This is a genomic window from Desulfosporosinus sp. SYSU MS00001 (assembly GCF_049943955.1).
GTDB lineage: Bacteria > Bacillota > Desulfitobacteriia > Desulfitobacteriales > Desulfitobacteriaceae > Desulfosporosinus.
Genome location: NZ_JBNFTW010000012.1, coordinates 18,520 through 39,589, shown reverse-complemented (window position 1 = coordinate 39,589; position 21,070 = coordinate 18,520). Strand labels below are relative to the sequence as shown.

General features: G+C 42.5%; 17 protein-coding genes and 3 pseudogenes. 16 read left to right on the top strand and 4 right to left on the bottom strand.

Annotated elements, in window-relative coordinates; translation table 11 throughout:
• Positions 1–2 precede the first annotated feature (2 nt).
• Positions 3–1,295, bottom strand: a complete 1,293-nt coding sequence (locus ACPUYX_RS18015) for an ATP-binding protein (protein WP_426381008.1) — start codon at positions 1,293–1,295, stop codon at positions 3–5.
• Between the two features lie 467 nt (positions 1,296–1,762).
• Between ACPUYX_RS18015 and aspA the strand changes: the two are divergent.
• From aspA to ACPUYX_RS17990, 5 genes and pseudogenes are all read left to right on the top strand, one after another.
• Positions 1,763–3,200 (top strand): annotated as a pseudogene (aspA, locus tag ACPUYX_RS18010) (aspartate ammonia-lyase).
• Positions 3,201–3,270: 70 nt separating this feature from the next.
• The gene (locus ACPUYX_RS18005; protein ID WP_426381007.1) at positions 3,271–4,128 is read left to right on the top strand and encodes a fumarate hydratase; all 858 of its coding nucleotides are present in this window, start codon (positions 3,271–3,273) and stop codon (positions 4,126–4,128) included.
• Positions 4,128–4,685: a Fe-S-containing hydro-lyase gene (locus ACPUYX_RS18000; protein WP_426381006.1), complete on the top strand. Its 558-nt coding sequence runs from the start codon at positions 4,128–4,130 to the stop codon at positions 4,683–4,685. Before ACPUYX_RS18005 ends, ACPUYX_RS18000 begins: the two co-directional genes overlap by 1 nt.
• A gap of 156 nt (positions 4,686–4,841) precedes the next feature.
• Positions 4,842–6,116 (top strand): dicarboxylate/amino acid:cation symporter, encoded by a 1,275-nt coding sequence (locus ACPUYX_RS17995; RefSeq protein WP_426381005.1) that lies wholly within the window; start codon positions 4,842–4,844, stop codon positions 6,114–6,116.
• A gap of 219 nt (positions 6,117–6,335) precedes the next feature.
• On the top strand, positions 6,336–6,917 hold the full coding sequence (locus ACPUYX_RS17990) for a Uma2 family endonuclease (RefSeq protein WP_426381004.1): 582 nt from the start codon (positions 6,336–6,338) through the stop codon (positions 6,915–6,917).
• A 132-nt stretch (positions 6,918–7,049) separates the two neighbouring features.
• Here ACPUYX_RS17990 and ACPUYX_RS17985 read toward each other — a convergent pair whose 3' ends face one another.
• Positions 7,050–7,463 carry a hypothetical protein gene (locus ACPUYX_RS17985; RefSeq protein ID WP_426381003.1) on the bottom strand — a complete coding sequence of 138 codons (414 nt, stop codon included), beginning with the start codon at positions 7,461–7,463 and terminating at the stop codon, positions 7,050–7,052.
• A 459-nt stretch (positions 7,464–7,922) separates the two neighbouring features.
• Positions 7,923–8,228, bottom strand: a pseudogene (locus tag ACPUYX_RS17980) (alpha/beta hydrolase); the annotation flags it as partial.
• 13 nt (positions 8,229–8,241) lie between these two features.
• Here ACPUYX_RS17980 and ACPUYX_RS17975 point away from each other — a divergent pair.
• The 3 genes and pseudogenes from ACPUYX_RS17975 to ACPUYX_RS17965 all read left to right on the top strand — a co-directional run.
• Positions 8,242–8,751, top strand: a pseudogene (locus ACPUYX_RS17975) (helix-turn-helix transcriptional regulator); the annotation flags it as partial.
• A 768-nt stretch (positions 8,752–9,519) separates the two neighbouring features.
• Positions 9,520–11,043, top strand: a complete 1,524-nt coding sequence (locus tag ACPUYX_RS17970) for a DNA methylase (protein WP_426381002.1) — start codon at positions 9,520–9,522, stop codon at positions 11,041–11,043.
• On the top strand, positions 11,040–11,468 hold the full coding sequence (locus ACPUYX_RS17965) for a hypothetical protein (protein ID WP_426381001.1): 429 nt from the start codon (positions 11,040–11,042) through the stop codon (positions 11,466–11,468). Before ACPUYX_RS17970 ends, ACPUYX_RS17965 begins: the two co-directional genes overlap by 4 nt.
• A gap of 437 nt (positions 11,469–11,905) precedes the next feature.
• Here ACPUYX_RS17965 and ACPUYX_RS17960 read toward each other — a convergent pair whose 3' ends face one another.
• Positions 11,906–12,049, bottom strand: coding sequence for a hypothetical protein (locus ACPUYX_RS17960; RefSeq protein ID WP_426381000.1), 144 nt, complete (start codon positions 12,047–12,049; stop codon positions 11,906–11,908).
• 163 nt (positions 12,050–12,212) lie between these two features.
• Between ACPUYX_RS17960 and ACPUYX_RS17955 the strand changes: the two genes are divergently transcribed.
• The 8 genes from ACPUYX_RS17955 to ACPUYX_RS17920 all read left to right on the top strand — a co-directional run bounded on the left by ACPUYX_RS17955 (position 12,213) and on the right by ACPUYX_RS17920 (position 20,826).
• The gene (locus tag ACPUYX_RS17955; protein ID WP_426380999.1) at positions 12,213–12,377 is read left to right on the top strand and encodes a hypothetical protein; all 165 of its coding nucleotides are present in this window, start codon (positions 12,213–12,215) and stop codon (positions 12,375–12,377) included.
• A 27-nt stretch (positions 12,378–12,404) separates the two neighbouring features.
• Positions 12,405–12,770 (top strand): hypothetical protein, encoded by a 366-nt coding sequence (locus ACPUYX_RS17950; RefSeq protein ID WP_426380998.1) that lies wholly within the window; start codon positions 12,405–12,407, stop codon positions 12,768–12,770.
• 384 nt (positions 12,771–13,154) lie between these two features.
• Positions 13,155–14,096, top strand: coding sequence for an ABC transporter permease (locus ACPUYX_RS17945; RefSeq protein ID WP_426380997.1), 942 nt, complete (start codon positions 13,155–13,157; stop codon positions 14,094–14,096).
• A 10-nt stretch (positions 14,097–14,106) separates the two neighbouring features.
• Positions 14,107–14,961 carry an ABC transporter permease gene (locus ACPUYX_RS17940; RefSeq protein WP_426380996.1) on the top strand — a complete coding sequence of 285 codons (855 nt, stop codon included), beginning with the start codon at positions 14,107–14,109 and terminating at the stop codon, positions 14,959–14,961.
• A 49-nt stretch (positions 14,962–15,010) separates the two neighbouring features.
• Positions 15,011–16,009, top strand: coding sequence for an ABC transporter ATP-binding protein (locus ACPUYX_RS17935; RefSeq protein ID WP_426380995.1), 999 nt, complete (start codon positions 15,011–15,013; stop codon positions 16,007–16,009).
• On the top strand, positions 16,002–17,024 hold the full coding sequence (locus tag ACPUYX_RS17930; protein ID WP_426380994.1) for an ABC transporter ATP-binding protein: 1,023 nt from the start codon (positions 16,002–16,004) through the stop codon (positions 17,022–17,024). The genes ACPUYX_RS17935 and ACPUYX_RS17930 overlap by 8 nt, the downstream gene beginning before the upstream one ends.
• 70 nt (positions 17,025–17,094) lie before the next feature.
• Positions 17,095–18,717 (top strand): ABC transporter substrate-binding protein, encoded by a 1,623-nt coding sequence (locus ACPUYX_RS17925; protein WP_426380993.1) that lies wholly within the window; start codon positions 17,095–17,097, stop codon positions 18,715–18,717.
• 66 nt (positions 18,718–18,783) lie between these two features.
• Complete coding sequence (locus ACPUYX_RS17920; RefSeq protein ID WP_426380992.1) at positions 18,784–20,826, top strand: molybdopterin-containing oxidoreductase family protein; 2,043 nt, start codon at positions 18,784–18,786, stop codon at positions 20,824–20,826.
• Positions 20,827–21,070 lie beyond the last annotated feature (244 nt).

Genomic DNA, 21,070 nt, shown 5'->3' with positions numbered 1-21,070 from the left:
TTTTATCCTCTTTCCGTTAAGGCTTTGATGGGTACGCGCACAAGGAAACAGGTTGAATATAATGAAGGCTCATTTAATAATTCAATTGTTCCTCCAAGGCTTCCAGTAACATCTTTAATATACGATAAGCCGATACCTGTGGATGGTCGTCCGGAAATATCAAACTTTGTTGTAAACCCATACTCAAAAATAGCACTCTGGATTTTTGCGGGGATACCGGGGCCATTGTCACAAACTTTAAATTCAACATCTTCCTGGCAGCGAGTAATGAATATTAACACTCTTCCAGCATCTGTTATAGCTTCCACCGCATTACTTACCAAATTATTAAGAATAGAAAAAACAGTATAGGTATAATAACTCGGGTGCTCGCCTTGAATGCAAATTTTAAAATCTAAGTTTTTCCCTATTAACTGTGCATATTTTTGATTAATTTCTTGAATGATAGTACCTAGATCATTAACATTTATATAATCGGTAAAATTTTTATCGGAAATGATTTTGGATAACCCAGCATAAATACGTTGGTTATCCTTTTTAATTTCGTGAATTTCGCCCGCAAGTTTTAGGGCGGTCTGAGCGAATGCCTGATTTTTAGGGATTTGCGTATCGGTGAGATGACGATATAGAGTATAACAGGCTCGGGTAGCCTCTTCTGAATTTTTAATCGATTTCTTAAGTTGAATTGTTTCGACAAATAAGTTTGAAATTTCAACAAGCATGACATCAATACGCTGCTGTTGTTGCTCTTCTAATAATTGGGCTTCCCGTATTGCAAAGATACTATAAAATCCGAGCACTAAAAAGCTCCGAATAATCGCGATGGGTGCAAGTGTAACCAAGAGACCGTTAGGAATGCTCATTCCTATTAAAATATGCCTAACTAAAATTTGCGCAAGGCTTGCCAAAATCTCAGCACAAGCAGCTAATATTCCAATCAGGAGCGGCTTATCAGAAAAACGCTTAATTCGGAAAAGAAAAAAAAACGCGCCATATGTTAGATAGTAGAATAACGCATCAATATTAGAAATTAGTGCATAGTTCAAAGTTCCTATCTTGGCAGTAGTAATTCCAAGTAATAAACGGAAGCAAGATACAGATATACCGACTAATAATCCCGCAACAAGCGGGTTTATTTTTTTCTTAAATAACAAAAAAAAGAAAAACGTCGGTGTTCCTAAGCTAACTCGGAAGCTATCATCAAAGGGATATATTCGATACTGACCAGCAATAGGAACAATTAGCATCATAAAAGCCAAGGTCGGAAATCGCTTCTGCAAATTAAGCTTAGGCATCTTGAATCCTTTCAATTCAAAAAATTTACATTTTATATTAATTATTAGTGCAACCCCTCCCATTGTCAAGATATATTTCTACAAAATAAGCTAAAGTTCCCCAAAATTCATATTAATGCATATAATTTTGCCCCCGTTTTTGAGAGGGAGTTGAAGTAGTTCTTGAAGCAAAATGGTTCTTCTCCATGCCGCATCTAAAAAAAGTTTGACTTGTTCAGTGTTACTTTTTGTAGTTTTTTGTATTTTGCCATAGATAAAAGCTTATGATTATTCTGATAAGTGCGAAGAAGGTGTATTAATGCGAATTAATGGAAGAAAGGGCGTCTAGGTGATGGGAAGGGAGACATTTCAATAAAGTGGGCTTGTTAGCCTGACATTGACCGTTACTGGCACGCCAGAAGCAGCAAAAGTAAGATGCCAAAGACTTTTTAAATCAAAAACCTTAAGGGAACAATGGAGGAATAGAAATGTCAATAAATGAAAAAAGAATAGAAAAGGATTTTCTCGGCAGCAAGGAAGTACCTAGTGATGTTTATTACGGAATCCAAACCTTACGTGCGACAGAAAACTTCCCAATCACAGGCTATCGTATTCATGAAGATTTGATCAAGGCGATGGCCATTGTTAAAAAGGCAGCAGCTAAAGCCAATATGGAAGTTAAACATCTCAACCCACGTCTGGGTGAAGTGATTTGTAGTGCCGCGGACGAGATCATCCAAGGTCAATGGCATGAACAATTTATTGTTGATCCGGTCCAAGGTGGTGCAGGTACTTCGATCAATATGAACACGAATGAAGTCATCGCCAATCGAGCCATCGAAATTCTCGGCGAGAACAAAGGAAACTATTCAGTTATTAGCCCGAACACGCATGTTAATATGGCCCAATCGACGAATGATTCCTTTCCAACAGCAGTGCACATTGCTATCCTCACTGGACTTGAGAGGCTCATAAATACAATGGAAGAAGTTCATGGCACTTTTGTGAATAAAGCGAAAGAATTTGAAAGTGTTATCAAAATGGGACGCACGCACTTACAAGATGCTGTTCCTATTCGTATGGGTCAAGAGTTCGAAGCGTATAGTCGAGTCTTTAAAGGATATTGACCGCATCAAGGCTACACGTAACCATCTTTATGAAGTTAATATGGGAGCAACTGCCGTTGGTACGGGACTAAATGCCGATGAGAACTACATCAAAATAGTAGTTCAACTTTTAGCGAATCTAAGTGGATTCCCCTTGGTTAATGCTGAGAATCTCGTTGATGCAACCCAAAACACGGATGAATACACTGAAGTTTCTGCTGCCTTGAAGGTTTGCATGATTAATCTTTCGAAGATTTGTAACGATATCCGTCTTATGGCTTCCGGCCCACGTGCTGGACTGAGTGAAATCAATCTTCCTGCTCGTCAGCCCGGTTCATCAATCATGCCTGGGAAAGTCAATCCGGTTATGTTCGAGGTTGTTAATCAAGTTGCTTTTCAGGTAATCGGAAATGATCAAACGATCTGTTTTGCATCGGAGGCTGGTCAATTTGAATTAAATGTCATGGAGCCAGTGTTAGTCTTTAATTTGTTGCAGTCTCTGACCATTATGAACCAAGCCTTAAATGTCTTTAAAAAATATGGATTAGCAGGAATCACAGTCAATGTCGATCGTTGTAGAGATTATGTCAACAGAAGTGTCGGCGTGATAACAGCACTTAACCCGCATCTCGGCTATGAAGCAGCGGCCCGAATTGCTCGCGAAGCTATCGAAACGGGTAAGCCAGTGCGAGAACTTTGTTTGGAACAGGGAGTTCTGTCTAAAGAAGAATTGGATATTATTCTTAATCCCTACGAAATGACGCATCCGGGTATCGCTGGCGCAGAACTATTAAATAAAGATGGCTCAAAAACAGCCTAAATAGGTTACCGAACCGTTTGAGCGATCTTCAGGAAGGAGAGACAAAAAACCTGTTAAAGGGTAAGAAGAAATGAAGATAATTAATGTGAATGAAATTATAGAAGCCGTAGAAAAAATGTGTATTGAAGCTAACTATGACCTTGGAAATGATGTAATGCTCAGTTTTCAACGGGCATTAAAAACGGAAACATCTTCCTCAGGACGGGAAGTCCTTGAGCGTCTAATCGAAAATGCTTCGATTGCTCATGAAGAGCGGGTGCCAATGTGTCAAGATACAGGAATGACCATCATTTTTGTTGAAATGGGCCAGGATTTGCATATTGAGGGCGGAATGCTTACAGATGCACTGAATGAAGGGGTACGTCGTGGCTATAAAAAGGGGTATCTCCGTAAATCGGTGGTCAATGATCCATTTGAACGGATAAACACCGAGGATAATACTCCCGCTATTATTCATTATGATTTTGTATCTGGGGATGAGCTTCATATTACGGTTGCTCCAAAAGGTGCGGGCAGTGAAAACATGGGGGCTTTAAAAATGTGCAAGCCTTCCGATGGTTTAGAAGGGGTCATGCAATTCGTCGTAGATACTGTAGAAAGGGCTGGGGGGAATCCTTGTCCACCGATTATAGTGGGCGTCGGTGTGGGTGGCATAATGGAAAAGGCAAGTTATTTAGCGAAAAAAGCACTTCTCCGCGAAGTAGGTGTTCATAATAAGGAAGAGCGTTTAGCGAAAATCGAAGAGAAATTATTGGAGCGAATCAACAAACTGGGGATTGGGCCACAAGGCTATGGGGGAACAAACACGGCATTAGCGGTTAACTTGGAAGTTTACCCGACTCATATTGCTATGTTGCCGGTCGCCGTCAATATCAACTGTCATGCAGCCCGCCATAAGGAGATAATTCTGACGGGGAGGGAATATTAATGACGGAGGTCGTTCGTATTGAAACCCCATTGACCCATGAAAAAGTAGCTCAGCTTAAATCCGGCGATAATGTTCTACTAAGCGGTGTAATCTATACCGGACGGGATGCCGCTCATAAAAAAATGGTGGAAGCATTGGCTCGTGGGGAAGAACTTCCATTTAACGTAAAAGACCAGATTATCTTTTTTGTTGGGCCTACTCCGCCGAAACCGGGTCAAGTGATCGGTTCGGCGGGACCCACAACAAGTTATCGGATGGATGCGTATTCCCCAACGTTGATTGCACGGGGCTTGACAGGAATGATCGGTAAAGGCTTGCGTTCTGCAGAAGTCGTTGATGCAATGAAAAGATATGGTGCGGTATATTTCGGCGCAATTGGTGGTTTAGGTGCTCTTTTAGCGAAACGAATTGTTGCTGCGGAAGTTATTGCTTATCCGGAACTTGGTCCGGAAGCTGTGCGGCGCCTTGAAGTCAAGGATTTTCCGATAATGGTCATTATCGATCAAGAGGGGAACAACCTCTATGAGATAGGAAAGGCGAAGTATCGTACTATCTAAAAAGATTATTTTTGGTAATGTTTTTGTATTTGTACATCGATTCACGCCAATTTGGTCGAATGGGACAGGCTCTTTTCATGAAACTGCATAACTCCTGTTAATGATAGACGGATAGAGTAGACGACTTAACTATTTTCTAGAGGAGGTCGGATTAAATTGAACAAAAAACTTGCGATTTATATCTTCAGTGGGCTTATTTTAGGTGCCATTGTGGGACTTATGTTTCCTTCGTTCGGTGTGGCGATTCAGCCGGTTGGGAATATGTTCTTAAACCTGATTGAAATGGTTATCATTCCGCTTGTTTTTTCAGCCTTAATTGTCGGAGCATCCGGAATCGCGGATATGAAAAGAATGGGTCGTATTGGACTAAAAAGCATTATTTGGTTTGAGTTTATTACCACCATCATTCTTGTCCTAGGACTAATCCTTGCGAACGTTCTCCATCCCGGGCTTGGTGTTCACATTCAACAAGCAAACGTGGGAGATTACAGTGCTGCGAAAGGTCAGAAAATTGATATCGTCTCTATGATTGTCAACATTCCTCCGTCCAATCTGGTTAAGGCAATGTATAACGGCTCTATGCTGTCCATCGTGTTCTTTGCCACCATACTTGGGCTAGCTATTGCATCCGTAACAGGAGAAGCCGGCAAAGTAGCCATCCGCTTTTTTGAAGGTATTTCTCAAGCGACTTTCACAATCATCCGGTGGGTTATGCAAGTGGCGCCGATTGGTGTTTTTGCTCTTTCTGCTTATGCAGCTGGAAAGTATGGTATCACAGTGTTCCTGCCACTGGCAAAGGCAATTGGTGTAATGTACTTGGGACTTGCAATTGTTCTCTGTGTTCTGTTCCCGCTTGTCAGTAAATTTATTCTGCATGTACCGTTCTTCAAGTTGTTCCGGGGAATCATCGATCTCTTTATCATTGCATTCTCTACCGCAAGCTCTGAAGCGGTTATGCCGCAGTTGATTGAATTTGTGGAAGAGATTGGCGTACCAAAATCGATTTCGTCCTTCGTTATTCCGCTTGGACTTTCCTGGAACGACGACGGGACTAGCCTGTATTTGTCGGTTGCGGCTATGTTCGTCGCGCAGTTAGGCGGACTCCATCTTTCCATCAGTCAGGAAGCCATGATGATTTTGATGCTGGTTATTACGTCGAAAGGGATGGCTGGTGTTCCGATGGCCGGATTCGTTGTGCTGCTTACAACTGCAACCGCAGTCGGTTTGCCAATGCAGGGGATTGCATTATTAGCCGCTGTTGACCGCGTTCTCGACATGGCTCGCACCGCTGTTAATGTTATTGGTCACCCGGTGGCTGCCATCGCCGTTGCGAAGTGGGAGAAAGAGTTTGATGAAAGTAAGTTGCAACAATTTTTGAAAAACGGCAAGCGTAGTCAGGGTATATCCGATAGTGCTAATGCAGCCAGATAGCGTCTGTTGATTGATAGTGTAAATGTCCGTAATTCGACAGAGAGACTGTTCGAGATGCCTAGATCCGTCAGTCTCTCTGTCACATTGTAGGCTCGAAAAATAAAGAAGTGCCTGGTATCGAGCGGCTAATGAGGATCAGAGGCTATTAATGAATGGACAGGTTGTTTGTGTTATAATATGGTAAATGCATAAGTCTTGGCAAATGAGGGGGTGTTCATAGTGGGTTTAACTGAACCTCATGTAATTACAATCGCTGAATATAATAAACTCAGAGAGAATACCGAGAGTTATTTAGAATATATCGATGGCATAGTGTATATGGTACCATCTCCTTCGACGAAGCATCAAAGAATTTCCAGCAGATTACATGCAAAGTTATTCAATTTCCTTGAAGGAAAAGAATGTGAAGTGTTCCCAGCACCCTTTGACATTGAGCTAGGGACAGCCGATGATGACCAAGGAGATCAGACTGAAAAGGCCAAGGTGGTCATTCCGGATTTATCGGTTATTTGTGATAAAACGAAACTAGGCGAAAATAAATATGTCGGTTCACCAGAACTGATTATTGAAATTCTATCTCCTTCAAATCAAGCTCATGATCTCGTTAAGAAACTTAATTTATATATGCAATATAGGGTTAAAGAATATTGGATTGTTAATCCTTTTTTGAATACTGTACAGATCTATGGTTTGAATGAAGAAGGGCAATATCAGCAGGTAGAGGTATTGAAGGAAACAGGGGCAGCCCATTCAGATGTTTTGAAAGGGTTTAGTATGGATCTTGAAGACTTATTTAAGTGAAGAGCAAAGCAATCTCAAATAAAGGTGCGTTTTAAGCTTCCATCGTCCATTATTTTTCGATAAAAATAATGATCGGTATTTTTGTAGAGCTCCCATCCATCCCGTTCACAAAATCGCATTAATTCTCTCCAGCTAGGCATCCAGCAAACCTCTTACAGCATCCTCATCTTTCTGTATTAGCACCCGCATAACATAAGGAAAATGAGCCTTTCTATTGGGAGCCCCATAATATTTATCGAACTCATCCATGTATGCCTGAGCATATTCAATCATTTCTTTAGTAATCTCTGTTTTTAACGCCCCCAAACTTGCAGCATTAGCTACAATATCCAGCTCTTTCAGAGAACCACTTAAGCTGCCGTCAACCTCTTTTTCATAGTCAAGAGTGAACCTATACGGTGTTAAAACAACTTCCAAATGCTCCAGAGACATAGCTGCAAGATAGTCTCTGTTCCGCTTTACCAAAGAGGGTTTTAAACGCACAACATTATCAATAAAATGTCCCCAATCTTTCCTGACATCTGTCGCATTAATAACTTCATGCATAATTACACCCTCCTTTTTTGGAACCATGCTTTTCAACTCCCTATTGCATATTACGTACATAGTGTACGCAATATGCATTTTGAGAAAATATAACAACCCGGGTTCATCATCACGCGCATATTCATGGAACAAATCGATTATCTCCAGAAGTTACTGGATTCACTAAGTAAGGATTGATGTTTGGGTTTTAGGGGTACCTATAGGGTACCCTTTTATAGTCTAATTGATAGAACATATATGAATGTTAGTAAATTGAATTGGCCTCAGATTTTGGTTTAAGTATTCTTCATAAAAGATATAATAACTGGAAGTTTACAGATACCCCTAGGAATAGTGTTTCCTAGGGGTTGTTAAAAGTTTAGAGAAGCGAATAATATTCCATATGTTGAGAACTACCGAAAATGGAGAAAATAAAGCATTAAAAGTGCTCGCTATGAAATTCGCCAATTCGGCTCAACATCAACTGAGATGCTGCGTAATGAAGAACGCGGCACGGTCTAGGGCTTGATCGGCTTCATCGAGGATACCAGCGAACGCTTGGAAAACGTGCGGGACATCGGCGGTAACGTCGAGGATCACGTCCACGCCGCTTGCCCGTGCGCGATCTGCCATCTGCGTGGAGTCGTCAAGGAGAACCTCATTGGTTCCGACCTGAAGCAGAAGCGGTGGAAATCCCGTGAGATTGGCAAGTCTAGCCGGGCTCAGAAGTTCCTGGTTCGGGTCCTGTCCTGCGAGGTACATCGCTGCTGTGTAGGTAAGGCTCTCACGCGTAAAGAAAAATTATGGCAATAGGACAGATGAAACTACACTCAGAACCATTCAACCTATTGGAATATACGCGCATGAAGGATATTGGTTTTGCCCAGCGTACTGCTATCTTCGAAAGGCATACCGATTGTTCCGAGTGGATAGGATATGGTCAGTTACTTTAGCGGATATCGAAACGATATCAGCCCCGGTCGATGTTTGCGAGGTGAATTTATCGAACTTTGGCCTTTACTTTCAAAACGAATTAGAAAGCGTTGATGTCAAAGTGAAATTATCAGCAAAAGGAATTGAGTTATTTCGGGATAAGAGTTGGCTGTTCCCTTGGGGGAATGTCAGTGTTTCTGATGACGGAAAAGGTATACTTGAGGTTGATATTCTTGCCTCAGAAATACCATTTTTCGCTGAATACTTTTTCTCGTTTGGAGCGGAAGCGATCGTGCTTCAACCGGAAGCACTTAAAGAAGCTGTCAGATCGAAGTTGATCAACGCTTTGGAAAAGTACGATTATCAACAATCATAGTCTTCCGATTTCGGTTTTTACTATTCTGCTAATACATAGATGGCTTGCTAATACTTTTTGACACTCCCACGGCTAAAGCCGATGGGATTCTTGGGTGATTAAACCGAAGTACATTTCTGCTATCGGAGTATGACCCCAAGTTCAGGGCTATGCCATTAGCCCATCCTAGAGCAGTACACAATGGTACTCTAGGCTGATAGCCTGTTACCAGCTACCACAGTTTCTTTGGAAACGATCGTTTTAACGTCTTTTTTCTTGACGACACATAGAGTTTTACCTGATAGACGCATTAGCTATCAGAACCTCTTACTCTATCCAGTTTTCAAAGATCAAACTAATACTTGTTTATCATAGTGCTAAGACATTTACATTTACATGAAATTACGAAGCCGCCTTCATCCCACGATTAAAACCGTGGGCTTTTGGCTACGTTTCTGTAATGGAATTCGAAAGCTACCAAGTGCTTGATAGGATATGCTTTTCATACTATTTTTATCTTTTTGCGGCGAGAAGACTCCCATTCTCTATAGGTGGCGAGATGAATCGCCGCCATGGCATTTTTCTCGAACACCAGTTCTCAAGTCGTTCTCTTCGTGGTAAAATAATGATAGAGAATGTTTGGAGCGGTGTTCGAAAAATACCTTGATGCCAGAGGAAATAAAGCATTTCAACAGTGCGTGGCCGGAAGCCCCTATCCTACGGCGAAAACACTGTTTTCGCCGTAGGATAGGGGAGGTTCACATTTTAGTAGGCAACTGGAGAATAAGCATGAAGAACAGAACCTATATTGCAATTGATTTGAAATCCTTCTACGCTTCGGTTGAATGTGTGGAACGAGGACTTGATCCTCTGACCACCAACCTTGTTGTTGCTGACGCAAGCCGCACAGAAAAAACCATCTGTCTCGCCGTTTCTCCCTCCCTCAAAGCATACGGCATTCCTGGTAGGGCGAGGCTGTTTGAAGTCGTACAGAAGGTCAAGGAAGCAAATGCAGCACGGCTGCTCAAAGTCCCAGGACGAGCCTTTTCCGGCGTTTCCTGCAACGATACTGAATTGAAATCCTCACCGGATCTCTCGTTGGACTACATTGTTGCTACACCGAGGATGGCGTATTATATAGAGTACAGCACGCAGATTTACAATATCTATTTGAAATACATCGCGCCCGAAGATATTCATGTCTACTCTATTGACGAGGTATTCCTTGACGCCACCGATTATCTGAACACCTACAATCTTTCAGCCTGTGAGCTTACTACGAAAATGATTCTGGATGTACTCAAAACAACGGGCATTACAGCAACGGCGGGAATTGGCACAAACCTGTATCTTAGCAAAATCGCTATGGATATTCAGGCAAAGCACATACCTGCTGATAACAACGGTATGCGGATCGCCGAGCTGGACGAAATGAGCTACCGCCGCTCTCTGTGGTCGCATCGGCCTCTAACAGACTTTTGGCGCGTTGGAAAAGGATACGCCAACAAGTTGGAGGAAAAAGGTCTCTTTACAATGGGAGATATTGCAAGATGCTCTCTTGGTAAACCTACTGATTACTACAACGAGGATTTACTGTATAAGTTGTTCGGCATCAACGCTGAGCTGCTGATCGACCATGCGTGGGGGTGGGAGCCCTGCACAATTGCCGATATTAAAGCGTATAAGCCAAGCACAAACAGTATTGGATCGGGGCAGGTGCTGCACTATGCCTATACTTTTGACAAAGCGAAGCTGATCGTGCGGGAAATGACTGATCTATTGGTACTTGATCTGGTAGATAAAAGGCTTGTGAGCGACCAGCTTGTTTTGACGGTCGGATATGATATCGATAATCTAACCAATCCAGAGATAAAGGAATCATATCACGGGGCAATCACCACCGACCACTACGGACGCAACCTTCCGAAATCCGCGCATGGGTCAGTAAATCTTGGCAGACAGACCTCCTCTACAAAGCTAATCATGGATGCCGTCACAGATCTGTTTGAAGGTATCGTTGACAAAAATCTTCTGATCAGAAGAGTCAACATCACAGCGAATCATGTTGTTGATGAGGCAACTGTTCATAAGATAAGCAACTTTGAACAGCTTGATCTCTTTACGGATTACGCGGCTGCGCAGGCGAAAAAAGAAGCTGAAGAAGCTGAGCTTGCACGAGAAAAAAAGATGCAGCAAGCGTTGCTGGAAATAAAAAAGAAATACGGCAAGAATGCCATTCTAAAGGGTATGAATCTGGAGGAAGGAGCTACCACTGTAGACCGGAACAGGCAGATTGGAGGACACAAATCATGACGAGGACATATGACGACATCATTAATCTACCTCACCATGTCTCTACGACACACCCTCATATGACTGCTATTGACCGGGCAGCTCAGTTTTCCCCTTTCGCCGCACTGACCGGCTATGATACCGCCATTAAAGAAACCGCAAGGCTGACTGATGAGAGAGTAAAATTGGACGAATATATGAAGGACGCTTTGGGTGATAGGATGCAAATCATAGCAGATCGGATTAAAGAGTATCCCGAAATCACAATTACCTATTTTCAGCCGGATGCGAAGAAGAATGGCGGCGCCTATGTTACTGCTATCAGTACGGCTAAAAAGATAGACGAATATGAACGGGTTATCGTTATGACCGATGGTACAACGATTCCCATAGACGAAATAATCAGTATAGATGGGCAAATATTCGAATTTATGGAAATACGTTGAACCGATAGTAAAGGTGTTATGATACATCGGAACTTCACAATGTTCTTATGTACCGTTATTGGCTGAGGATAATTAAGTTATGAAATTGAGGTGCTTTGGTGAAAAAAATCAGGCTGCCTCGGTATATGAGGCGGCCTGAACTCTGGAATAATCAGGGATAAGTTTCATCATTTTGTCTGGAAGATTATGCTATAATAGTTGCAACAGGTTGTCGAGGGACGGTTGGCCACACCCTTTTCGAAAGGGGGTGGTAGGGATGATCTCAATGGTTGAGGCGATGTATCTTATGATTGCATTTGCAACACTTATTGTTATGATCATGAAGAAGAAATAACCGCCCCAAGCAAGGTTTGCGGTTATTTCTTATAACACGTAAATCCGTCTAACCGTTTGGTTAGACAATCTGCCGGGCTGGCGTGCTCACAACACGTCAATCCTTATTTAATATTATATTCAGAGATTGTAAACTTTGCAACCCGTTCACATATGGAAAGGCTCATCTGCTTACCGAAACGGTCACTTTCTTCGAGATGCAGGTCGATTTTTTGGCGTTCTAAGATCGGCCTCTTTAACTTAATCATGCGATCTAAGGCCTCTTGCATAGATGCTTTATAGATGATGCCAAAATAATCACATATCCCTGTCGCTCCCTACACGGGAGCGTGGATTGAAATTGAAGTATTATCCCAGCTTTCGGCTTAAGGGAGGGTCGCTCCCTACACGGGATCGTTGAGGAAGACCAGTTTGGCCGGACGCGCCGGAGTGACGCGGGATGAGCTGGACAACTATCTGGAAGACATTATCGATAAGGTGGAGTATATGAAGATGCCGCTGAATGACATTGCACATTTAGATGAGAACGAAGATTGTCATGTTGTACTATCAGAAAATGATCCTGATAAATATTGACAATTCATTAAAGGAGATTTTTAAACTATGCAAAAAAAATATGTAATCTGGAATTCTGAGGAGCAGGGGGATGTTACGAAATTTCCGGAATCATCCTTCAAAGAGATGGTATACTTTGGAGAAAACTCAAGCAACTGTCGTTTCCCGAATATAGAAGTTAACGAAGAAAATCAGGCGAAGCTTCTGAAGCTAGTCGAGGAGTATAATTTACTTAATGAGGAAGAACGCCAAGAGTTAAGCTTGATGAGTTTCTTTAAAGAAAAGGGAATTAATATCGAGCATGTCGATGAATTTGAAGAACCCCGCGAAATCTTCATTTTACTCGTCTATTTCAAAGAGATTTGCAAACTGTCAGACTTTGACCCCCTGCTTGCTCTTGAAAAAACAATTTAGGACAAAGGGTATGAACAGCGTATGTCCCTTTATCTGTTGATTTTAGGCGTGTCTGTTAATGAAATTATAGAGTATAACTTTTTATAAGTTTACCAGAACGAGTCTTTAAACCAGTATTTGCTGGATGAAAGGACTCGTTTGTTTTTTTGGCTGTGATAATTATTTTTAATATGATGTGGGATGATGATTTTGTGATCAAAATGACATTGAGCGCTGCTTGTGACATAGAACATTGTGATACTAAACCAATCTATAATGAAATAATTATCAGTATTCATATATTTACAGTTATGGTATATAACTATATAATAAAATGTAATTAAAGCAAAAAATACTATTTATAAACTTTAATGTATTTATTTGAATAATATGGAGGAGTTGGGAGTGGTTTACTATATCCTTCGAAGGTTAACGATGCTTTTTTTGGTGCTGGTAATAGTAGCTATACTGGCTTTTTTTTGTGTCTATGCTATGCCTGGCGATCCGGTGCGTATTATCTTAGGTGACTTTGCCACAAAAGATCAGATACTTCAATTGCGGCATCAACTGGGCCTGGATCAGTCAGTACATGTTCGCTTTTTTATTTGGCTTTCTCGAATAATACATGGAGACTTTGGAGAATCGCTGTTTTTACATATGCCGGTGAGTAAGGCAATCTTGTCAAGGATGGAACCTACCCTTCTTCTTGCCGTGATGGGCCAATTGATTGGAATTATTCTTGGGGTACCGATAGGTGTAATTGCAGCTGTTAAACACCGCACTTGGATGGACCGGTTCGCAGTTGCCTTTTCTTTGGCAGGTATATCAATACCGAGTTTCTGGTTATCACTAATCCTAATTTTATTTTTTGGTGTTTACTTAGGCTGGTTTCCGGTTTGCGGCTATAAACCCATTTCGGAGGTAGGGTTTGGCGTCATTAAATACCTGATATTGCCCGGTCTAACCTTAGGGTTGATGCAGAGTGGTTTGATTGCCAGAATGACCAGGAGTTCTATGCTTGAAGTTTTAGGGCAGGACTATATAAGGACGGCCAAGGCTAAAGGCTTAATGGAGTACGTTATCATTATGAGGCATGCCCTTAAAAATGCCTTTATCCCTGTAGTTACCATTATCGGGATGAGTTTCGGCCTATTATTAGGCGGCACCTGGATTGTAGAAACAATCTATTATATTCCGGGAACAGGAGCTTTAGCGATAACGGCAATCATGAAACGAGATTTTCCGGTTATACAGGGTACCATGATATTCACTGCGCTTATCTTTGTAGTTGTTAATCTGCTTGCTGATATAAGCTATGTTTTACTAAATCCGCGGATAAAGAATTAAACATGGAGAAATGAGGTTACGAATTGTGCGGGTGATTCCTGGCTTAATATTTGTAAAAAGGAACTTTCCGGTTTTCCTCGGGGGATTAATCATTGCTTTTATGCTTTCCGGAGCATTATTTGCGCCTTTTTTAACAAATTGGAATCCTTTAGAGGTTAGCAGTAACTATAGATTATTATCTCCGTCTAGTATCCATCTGATGGGAACGGATCAATTGGGAAGGGATATTCAGAGCAGGATCTTATACGGTGCGCGGACGTCAATGGAAGTAGGTTTTTCTGTAGTCTTAATTTCTACATTGTCAGGAGTTATCTTGGGTTTAGTTTCAGGCTATTACAAAAAAGTAGGCAGTGTGGTAATGCGCGTAATTGACGGTTTTATGGCCTTTCCGGGTATTATTGTGGCCATATTTATGGCCGCAGTTTGGGGTCCGGGTAAGCTTAATATTATTATGGCGTTGTCCTTTGCTTACTTTTCCCGCATGACTAGGGTTGTTCGGGGAGCGGTATTGCCAATCAATGAACTGGAATTCATAAATTCAGCTAAGACAGCGGGGGCTGCGGACAGATATATTCTTACAAGATATATTCTAGCCAATATATTATCGCCAATAATTGTTCAGGCAACGTTTATCTTTGCCCTAGCAATCCTGGATGAAGCGGCTTTAAGCTTCTTGGGAGTAGGCATTAAAGCTCCTGAGCCAAGCTGGGGAAGTATGGTCAGTGAAGCTAAAACATATATGCAGGTAGCACCTTGGACAATAGTTTTTCCCGGTGGGGCTATTGCTCTGGCGGTATTGGGGTTGAACTTATTCGGGGATGGATTAAGGGACATGCTGGATCCTCGGCTTCGTTTGAAAGGTTAGCTGTGCTTGGGTCCTATTGGGAATTCTCGATTAGAAGGAGTCTGTCTTTATGGCTGAGAAGTTGCTGGAAGTTAAAGATTTAAAGGTGTCTTTCCATACGAAGGGCGGGATCGTGCCTGCTGTTAACGGAGTATCTTTCAATATTCATAAGGGTGAATCTCTTGGCATTGTGGGAGAGTCGGGATGCGGGAAGAGCGTTACCGCTCTCAGCATCATGAAGCTTATTCCTGAGCCTGCCGGGGCCATCGATTACGGTGAAATCCTTTATCGAGAAAAAGATATTTTACTTCGGGGTCCCCAAACGGTACGGGATATTAGAGGAAATAGAATCTCTATGATTTTTCAGGAACCAATGACCTCCTTAAATCCTGTATTAACGATAGGTAGGCAGATTGGTGAAGTGTTAGAGAGGCATCAATCCTTGAGCAGAAAACAAGGTTTGACTAAGGCTGTTGAGTTGCTGGAACTTGTTGGAATACCTATGGCTTCACGAAGAATCAAAGAATATCCGCATCAATTTTCGGGCGGGATGAGGCAGCGGGTAATGATTGCCGCAGCCTTGGCTTGCAGCCCGGAACTGCTGATTGCCGATGAACCGACTACTGCTCTTGATGTAACCATTCAGGCGCAGATTCTTAAGGTTCTTAGGCATCTGTCCCAAACAAAGGATATGGCCCTGATGCTAATAACCCATGATCTGGGGGTAATCGCGGAAATGACCCAGCGGGTGATTGTGATGTATGCCGGTAAGGTCATGGAAGAAGCACCCGTCCGCAAACTTTTTAAACAGCCTGAACATCCCTATACCATGGCACTTTTAGCCTCAATGCCTTATTTCTCTAAGCCCAAAAATCGTCTTTTTGCTATTCGGGGAGCTGTTCAAGAGGGGGATTTCAGAGAAACGGGGTGTGTTTTTCAGAGCCGATGTGACTTTGCCCAGCCGATTTGTTTGAAGAATGAACCTCCTTTGGTTCAAGTCGAGGATGAACGGTTTGTACGCTGCTGGAGGAAGGCTGAGAAATGGCTGCAAGGAGGAGGACATGAGTGAAGTAGAGGATATTTTGAGAGTTCGAAACTTAGTTAAGCACTTTCCATTTAGGGGAGGGATGTTTTCTCGAGGCCAAGGAGCTGTTAAGGCAGTGGATGATGTAAGTTTCGAGGTCAAAAAGGGCGAAACATTGGGGATTGTTGGCGAATCAGGCTGCGGAAAATCCACCCTGGGCAAAATGATTCTGCGTTTATTGAAGCCAACTCGGGGAAGTGTACTTTTTGAGGGGATCGACCTATTCGCCCTGAGCAACCATGAATCTCGAACGATGAGCAAGGATATTCAGATGGTGTTCCAAGATCCCTTTGCTTCTCTTAATCCTCGGATGAAAGTGGGCAGCTTAATAGGCGAACCTTTAAAGCTGCTAACGAGAGATACTCGGGCAGAGATGCAGAAAAAAATTCTAGAGCTATTAGAAAAAGTGGGCCTGAACGAGGGTCATTTGAATAAATATCCTCATGAGGTTTCCGGTGGGCAGAGGCAGCGAATCGGCATTGCCAGAGCTTTGATCTTAAAGCCAAAGTTAGTGGTATGCGATGAGCCGGTATCTGCTTTGGATGTATCAATTCAGAGTCAGATCATTAACTTATTGCAGGATCTCCAGCAAGAATACGGCTTAACGTATCTATTTATTTCCCATGATCTATCCGTGATAAGACATATTTGTGATCGGGTTATAGTCCTTTACCTTGGGAAAATCGTTGAAATAGGGACAGTTGAGGAGATATTTTCTAAACCCCAGCATCCCTATACTAAAGCACTCCTTGCAGCGATTCCTGTACCTGATCCGGAGATAAAGCGGGAGACAATCATTCTCGAGGGTGATGTGCCGAACCCTAGTGAGCTGCTGCAGGGCTGCCGCTTTAACAACCGCTGTCCGGTGAAAAAGGAGATATGTCAGAGTATAGAACCGAGCTTAATTTCCTCAGGCACTCATGCCGTTGCCTGCCATTGCAGAGAATTGAATGAACGATCGGAAGGGCAGGTAATTCAACTTGATATGGGGGTGGTTTAAATCAGTTTTGCAGGAGGTAGTTAGAAGTCTTGGTGAATTATTAAGAGATAAAACTCTGGGAGGTTGAAAGATGATTAAACGAAACGGAGTATTTAAATTTTGTGCAATGGTCTTGATTGGAATGTTAACCATATCCATGACTGCCTGCTCAGCTCAGAAGGCGCCTGCATCCAGCAGTGACGTCAACTCCAACGCCAAGCCGCAGTATGGCGGGACGTTGACGGTAGCGGATCAAGTTGCTCCGCCACATTTAGACAGTGATAAATCAACAGAATGGAAAGTAACAGAAATAGATAATCACATTTACGAAGGTCTATTCGAATTTAACGACAAGTTTGAAGCTGTCCCTCAATTAGCGGATAGTTATGAAAAGCTTGATGGGGGAAAGACGTATAAAGTTAAGCTTCGTAAAGGGGTTTTGTTCCAGAATGGCAAAGAGATGACTTCTTCAGACGTTGAAGCTTCCTTTAATCGATGGTTGAAGAATAACGGTGCCGGTGACATAATTAAACCTTATTTTGACAAGGTAGAAGTTATTGGTCCCTATGAGATGGATTTTAAGTTTAAAGAACCCTATGCGCCCTTTGTCAATATTCTTGCCTCTGAAGTCTCTGGACAAAAATTCTATGTCCGTACGAAAGAAATGGTCGATAAATTCGGCGATAACATTATTACCGAACACATTGGCACAGGGCCTTATCAAGTAGCGGAATATGTTCCAGATCAGTATGTCAAGCTTAAACGGTTTGATAAATATGTTCCTAACCCGAGACCATCCTCCTTATTTTCCGGAAAAAGAGTTGCCTATTTAGATGAGATCGTTTTTAAGTTTGTTCCTGACGAGGAAGTCAGGGTTGCAGGGGTGGAAACCGGAGAATTTCAGTATGCTGATGAAGTGTCCCAAGATAAATATGAGATGTTAAAGAGCAATCCCAATGTTCAACCGATCATTGTTCCTTATGACATGATGGGTATGGTGGTGTTTAATTGCGGGAAGGCACCCTTTAATAATTTGGATGCGCGTAAGGCAGTTAATGCTGCCCTTGATATGAGCGAATATGGCAAAGCCTCTATTGGCGATGAAAAGTTTTGGCGCTTAGACGGTTCCTTGTTCCCGAAAGGAAGTATTTGGTATGATAAGAACGCCGGCAAAGGAATTTACAATCAGCCAAATCTGGAAGAGGCTAAAGCGCTGCTAAAAAAATCCGGCTATGATGGAACACCGATTGTCATCCTGAATACCAAAGAAAATGCTGTGGAAAGCCAAGGTGCCCTGTCCTTAAAATCCCAGCTGGAAAAGGTTGGTTTTAAGGTGGACGTTCAGCTCTACGACCGAGCAACGATGCTGCAAAAACGATCGCAGGTTAATAATTGGAATATCAGTATCTCCAATTGGGTGGAATTCAACCCCGACCCGCAGGTTTTTGGGGCGTGGATCGGCACAAAAAAATGGATTGGTAATTGGCAGGATGATGATTCAGCCCGCATGGATGCTATTTTTAATAAAATGCTGGGAGAAACTGATACTAATACTAGAATCCAGGATGTCAAGGATATGTACAAGGAGTTTTGGGATAAAGTCCCTATGATCAAAACGGTCAACTATAGCCGTCTTCACGTGAAAAACAAGTCACTTCAGGGGTATCCGGATTTCTGCAAACAAATCTTCTGGAATACCTGGCTGCAAAAATAAGTATGGATGGTGGGAGTTCTGCATTTATGAAAGCTCCCGCCATTTTTAAAGAAAGGAGCTGGTGACTTGCCATACGAAAGGATTAACACCTACTGCCGGATGTGCGGCGAACAGTGCAGTATTGAGGTTTTTCTTGATACGGGGAAAATTGTTAAAATTCAAGGTCAAAAAAATCACCCTTGGAATCAAGGAACAATTTGTGTTAAAGGCCTAGCTGCTGTGGACTGGATCTATGCCCCGGATAGGATCACCAAACCTCTTAAAAAGACGAAACAGGGTTGGAAGGAAATTCCTTTAACGACTGCTTTAAGTGAAATAGCAGATAAAATGAATGAACTGAAAAATAACTATGGTGCCAGAAGCATGGGCTTTTGGAAAGGTGAAGCCATTGGATTTGCTCAGCAAGAGGAATACGCAAGACGCTTTTGCCATGCTTTTGGCACACCAAATTACTTTTCCTGTGACTCAGAATGTTTTTGCGGTCATTATATCGGCTATTCACTGGTCGATGGCACATACCCAGTCCCGGATTTCGATAACACCAGCTGCATGCTGCTTTGGGGAACAAATCCTCCCTTAAGTCGGCCGGTGATTGCCCAAAAAGCAGCGGCTGCGAGAAATAGGGGAGCCAAGCTGATTGTGATCGACCCCATGGTCACCGAAGCATCGCGTCAAGCAGACTGTCATGTTCAATTAAAGCCTGCTACAGACGGAGCTTTTGCCTTGGGAATGATTAATTTGATCCTTGAAAACAAGTGGTATGATGAGAAGTTTGTTAAGAGCTTTACCATAGGTTTTGAGGAACTTTCTGCCTATGCGAAAGAATTTACGCCCCCCAGGGTTGAAAGGGAGACAGGGGTGCCCATTTCTGTCTTATGGCACGTGACCAGAGAATTTGCCGAGCATGCTCCCCGGGCTTTGAATTATGTCGGCATCGGTTTAGAACATCACGAAAATAGTATTAATAACATCAGGGCAATTGCGTCTATTGGGGCCTTGTGCGGCTGTATCGACCAAAAGGGCGGGGAACTGCTGCCTCAAAGAGCGGGGCTTCCTTCCCTAACCTTATATGATGAGATTCCGCTGCGTCACCTAGAACCGATTGGCGCGCAGCAGTTTCCGGTGCTCTATGATTTCCGTCAAGAATGTCACACCATGACCGCCATGGACACTATGCTCACAGGTAAACCCTATCCCCTGAAGGGCTTGATAATGACGGCTGCTAATCCAGTACTGACAAACCCTAATTCCCTCAAGGTTAAGAAGGCGTTAGGGAACCTGGAACTGCTGGTAGTTCGCGACCTATTTATGACGGAAACTGCGGAACTGGCAGACTATTTTTTGCCAGCCGCATCCTTCCTGGAGCGGACAGAGCTTGTAGTTAATAGTCATATCCGGCAAATTGGGCTGCGTCGCAAAGTTACTGATTTCGCCCTATGTCAAAGCGAGTATGATTTTTGGAAAGCGCTGGCCGATCAACTGCATCTTCAAGACTATTTCCCGTGGAAAGATGAGGTCGAAGTCAGCCAATGGTTATTGAGTCAGACGGCTATATCCTATGATCAATTGGCCAATAGTCCTGAAGGGATAGAGTATTCTGAAGCACAATATTTGAAATATAGAACGCTAGGCTTTCAAACGCCTTCAGGAAAAGTTGAATTTGTATCTTCTTATTTACGAAAATACGGCTATGATGAACTGCCGATATACCGGCAGCCACTTTATATGAAGGAAAAAAATCAAGAATATCCGTATGTCTTAATTACCGGTTCTCGCAAGAGGGGTGCCTGCAATTCCAGGTATCATAATCTGCCAAAACTCAAAGTGTTAACACCCGGACCGGAAGTAGAAATGAATACTTCAGATGCAGAAACCTTGGGTATACATAACGGGGATATTGTGCAGATTAGCTCCTTTGTGGGCTCAATAGAGCTCCCTGTTCGAGTCCTTGGATTTTCACATGTATTAGAAGGTACCGTTCAGATAACCCATGGCTGGCAAGAAGGTAATGTGAATATTATCACGGCAGATTTGATCAATGATCCTATCGATGGTTTCCCGCTTCTCAAATCACTTCCGGTTAAGATTGTCAAAAAGGAAATGCAATAGACGCAAAGTTCACTTTCTTAGACTATCGGAAAGCATAACTTCGTTGTATACTGCAAGAAGTCTAACTCTACTTGAATCAAGTTTTACTTGTGGGTAAACGTGGTAAGGCGTCTGCACAATACTCAGATTGGGATTAGTCGTTTTTCGTTCAACGTATATTGCCGCCGCATTCTTTTGAACTTCATTACAGGAGGTTTCATTCAACAAGCGAGATACACCTGTTTGATATTAATTGGTATAATAT

Coding starts and splice junctions, on each gene's coding strand:
- ACPUYX_RS18015 (WP_426381008.1), bottom strand. CDS start 1,295: ATGCCTAAGCTTAATTTGCAGAAGCGATTTCCGACCTTGGCTTTTATG.
- ACPUYX_RS18005 (WP_426381007.1), top strand. CDS start 3,271: ATGAAGATAATTAATGTGAATGAAATTATAGAAGCCGTAGAAAAAATG.
- ACPUYX_RS18000 (WP_426381006.1), top strand. CDS start 4,128: ATGACGGAGGTCGTTCGTATTGAAACCCCATTGACCCATGAAAAAGTA.
- ACPUYX_RS17985 (WP_426381003.1), bottom strand. CDS start 7,463: ATGCATGAAGTTATTAATGCGACAGATGTCAGGAAAGATTGGGGACAT.
- ACPUYX_RS17970 (WP_426381002.1), top strand. CDS start 9,520: ATGAAGAACAGAACCTATATTGCAATTGATTTGAAATCCTTCTACGCT.
- ACPUYX_RS17965 (WP_426381001.1), top strand. CDS start 11,040: ATGACGAGGACATATGACGACATCATTAATCTACCTCACCATGTCTCT.
- ACPUYX_RS17960 (WP_426381000.1), bottom strand. CDS start 12,049: ATGATTAAGTTAAAGAGGCCGATCTTAGAACGCCAAAAAATCGACCTG.
- ACPUYX_RS17950 (WP_426380998.1), top strand. CDS start 12,405: ATGCAAAAAAAATATGTAATCTGGAATTCTGAGGAGCAGGGGGATGTT.
- ACPUYX_RS17940 (WP_426380996.1), top strand. CDS start 14,107: ATGAGGTTACGAATTGTGCGGGTGATTCCTGGCTTAATATTTGTAAAA.
- ACPUYX_RS17935 (WP_426380995.1), top strand. CDS start 15,011: ATGGCTGAGAAGTTGCTGGAAGTTAAAGATTTAAAGGTGTCTTTCCAT.
- ACPUYX_RS17930 (WP_426380994.1), top strand. CDS start 16,002: ATGAGTGAAGTAGAGGATATTTTGAGAGTTCGAAACTTAGTTAAGCAC.
- ACPUYX_RS17925 (WP_426380993.1), top strand. CDS start 17,095: ATGATTAAACGAAACGGAGTATTTAAATTTTGTGCAATGGTCTTGATT.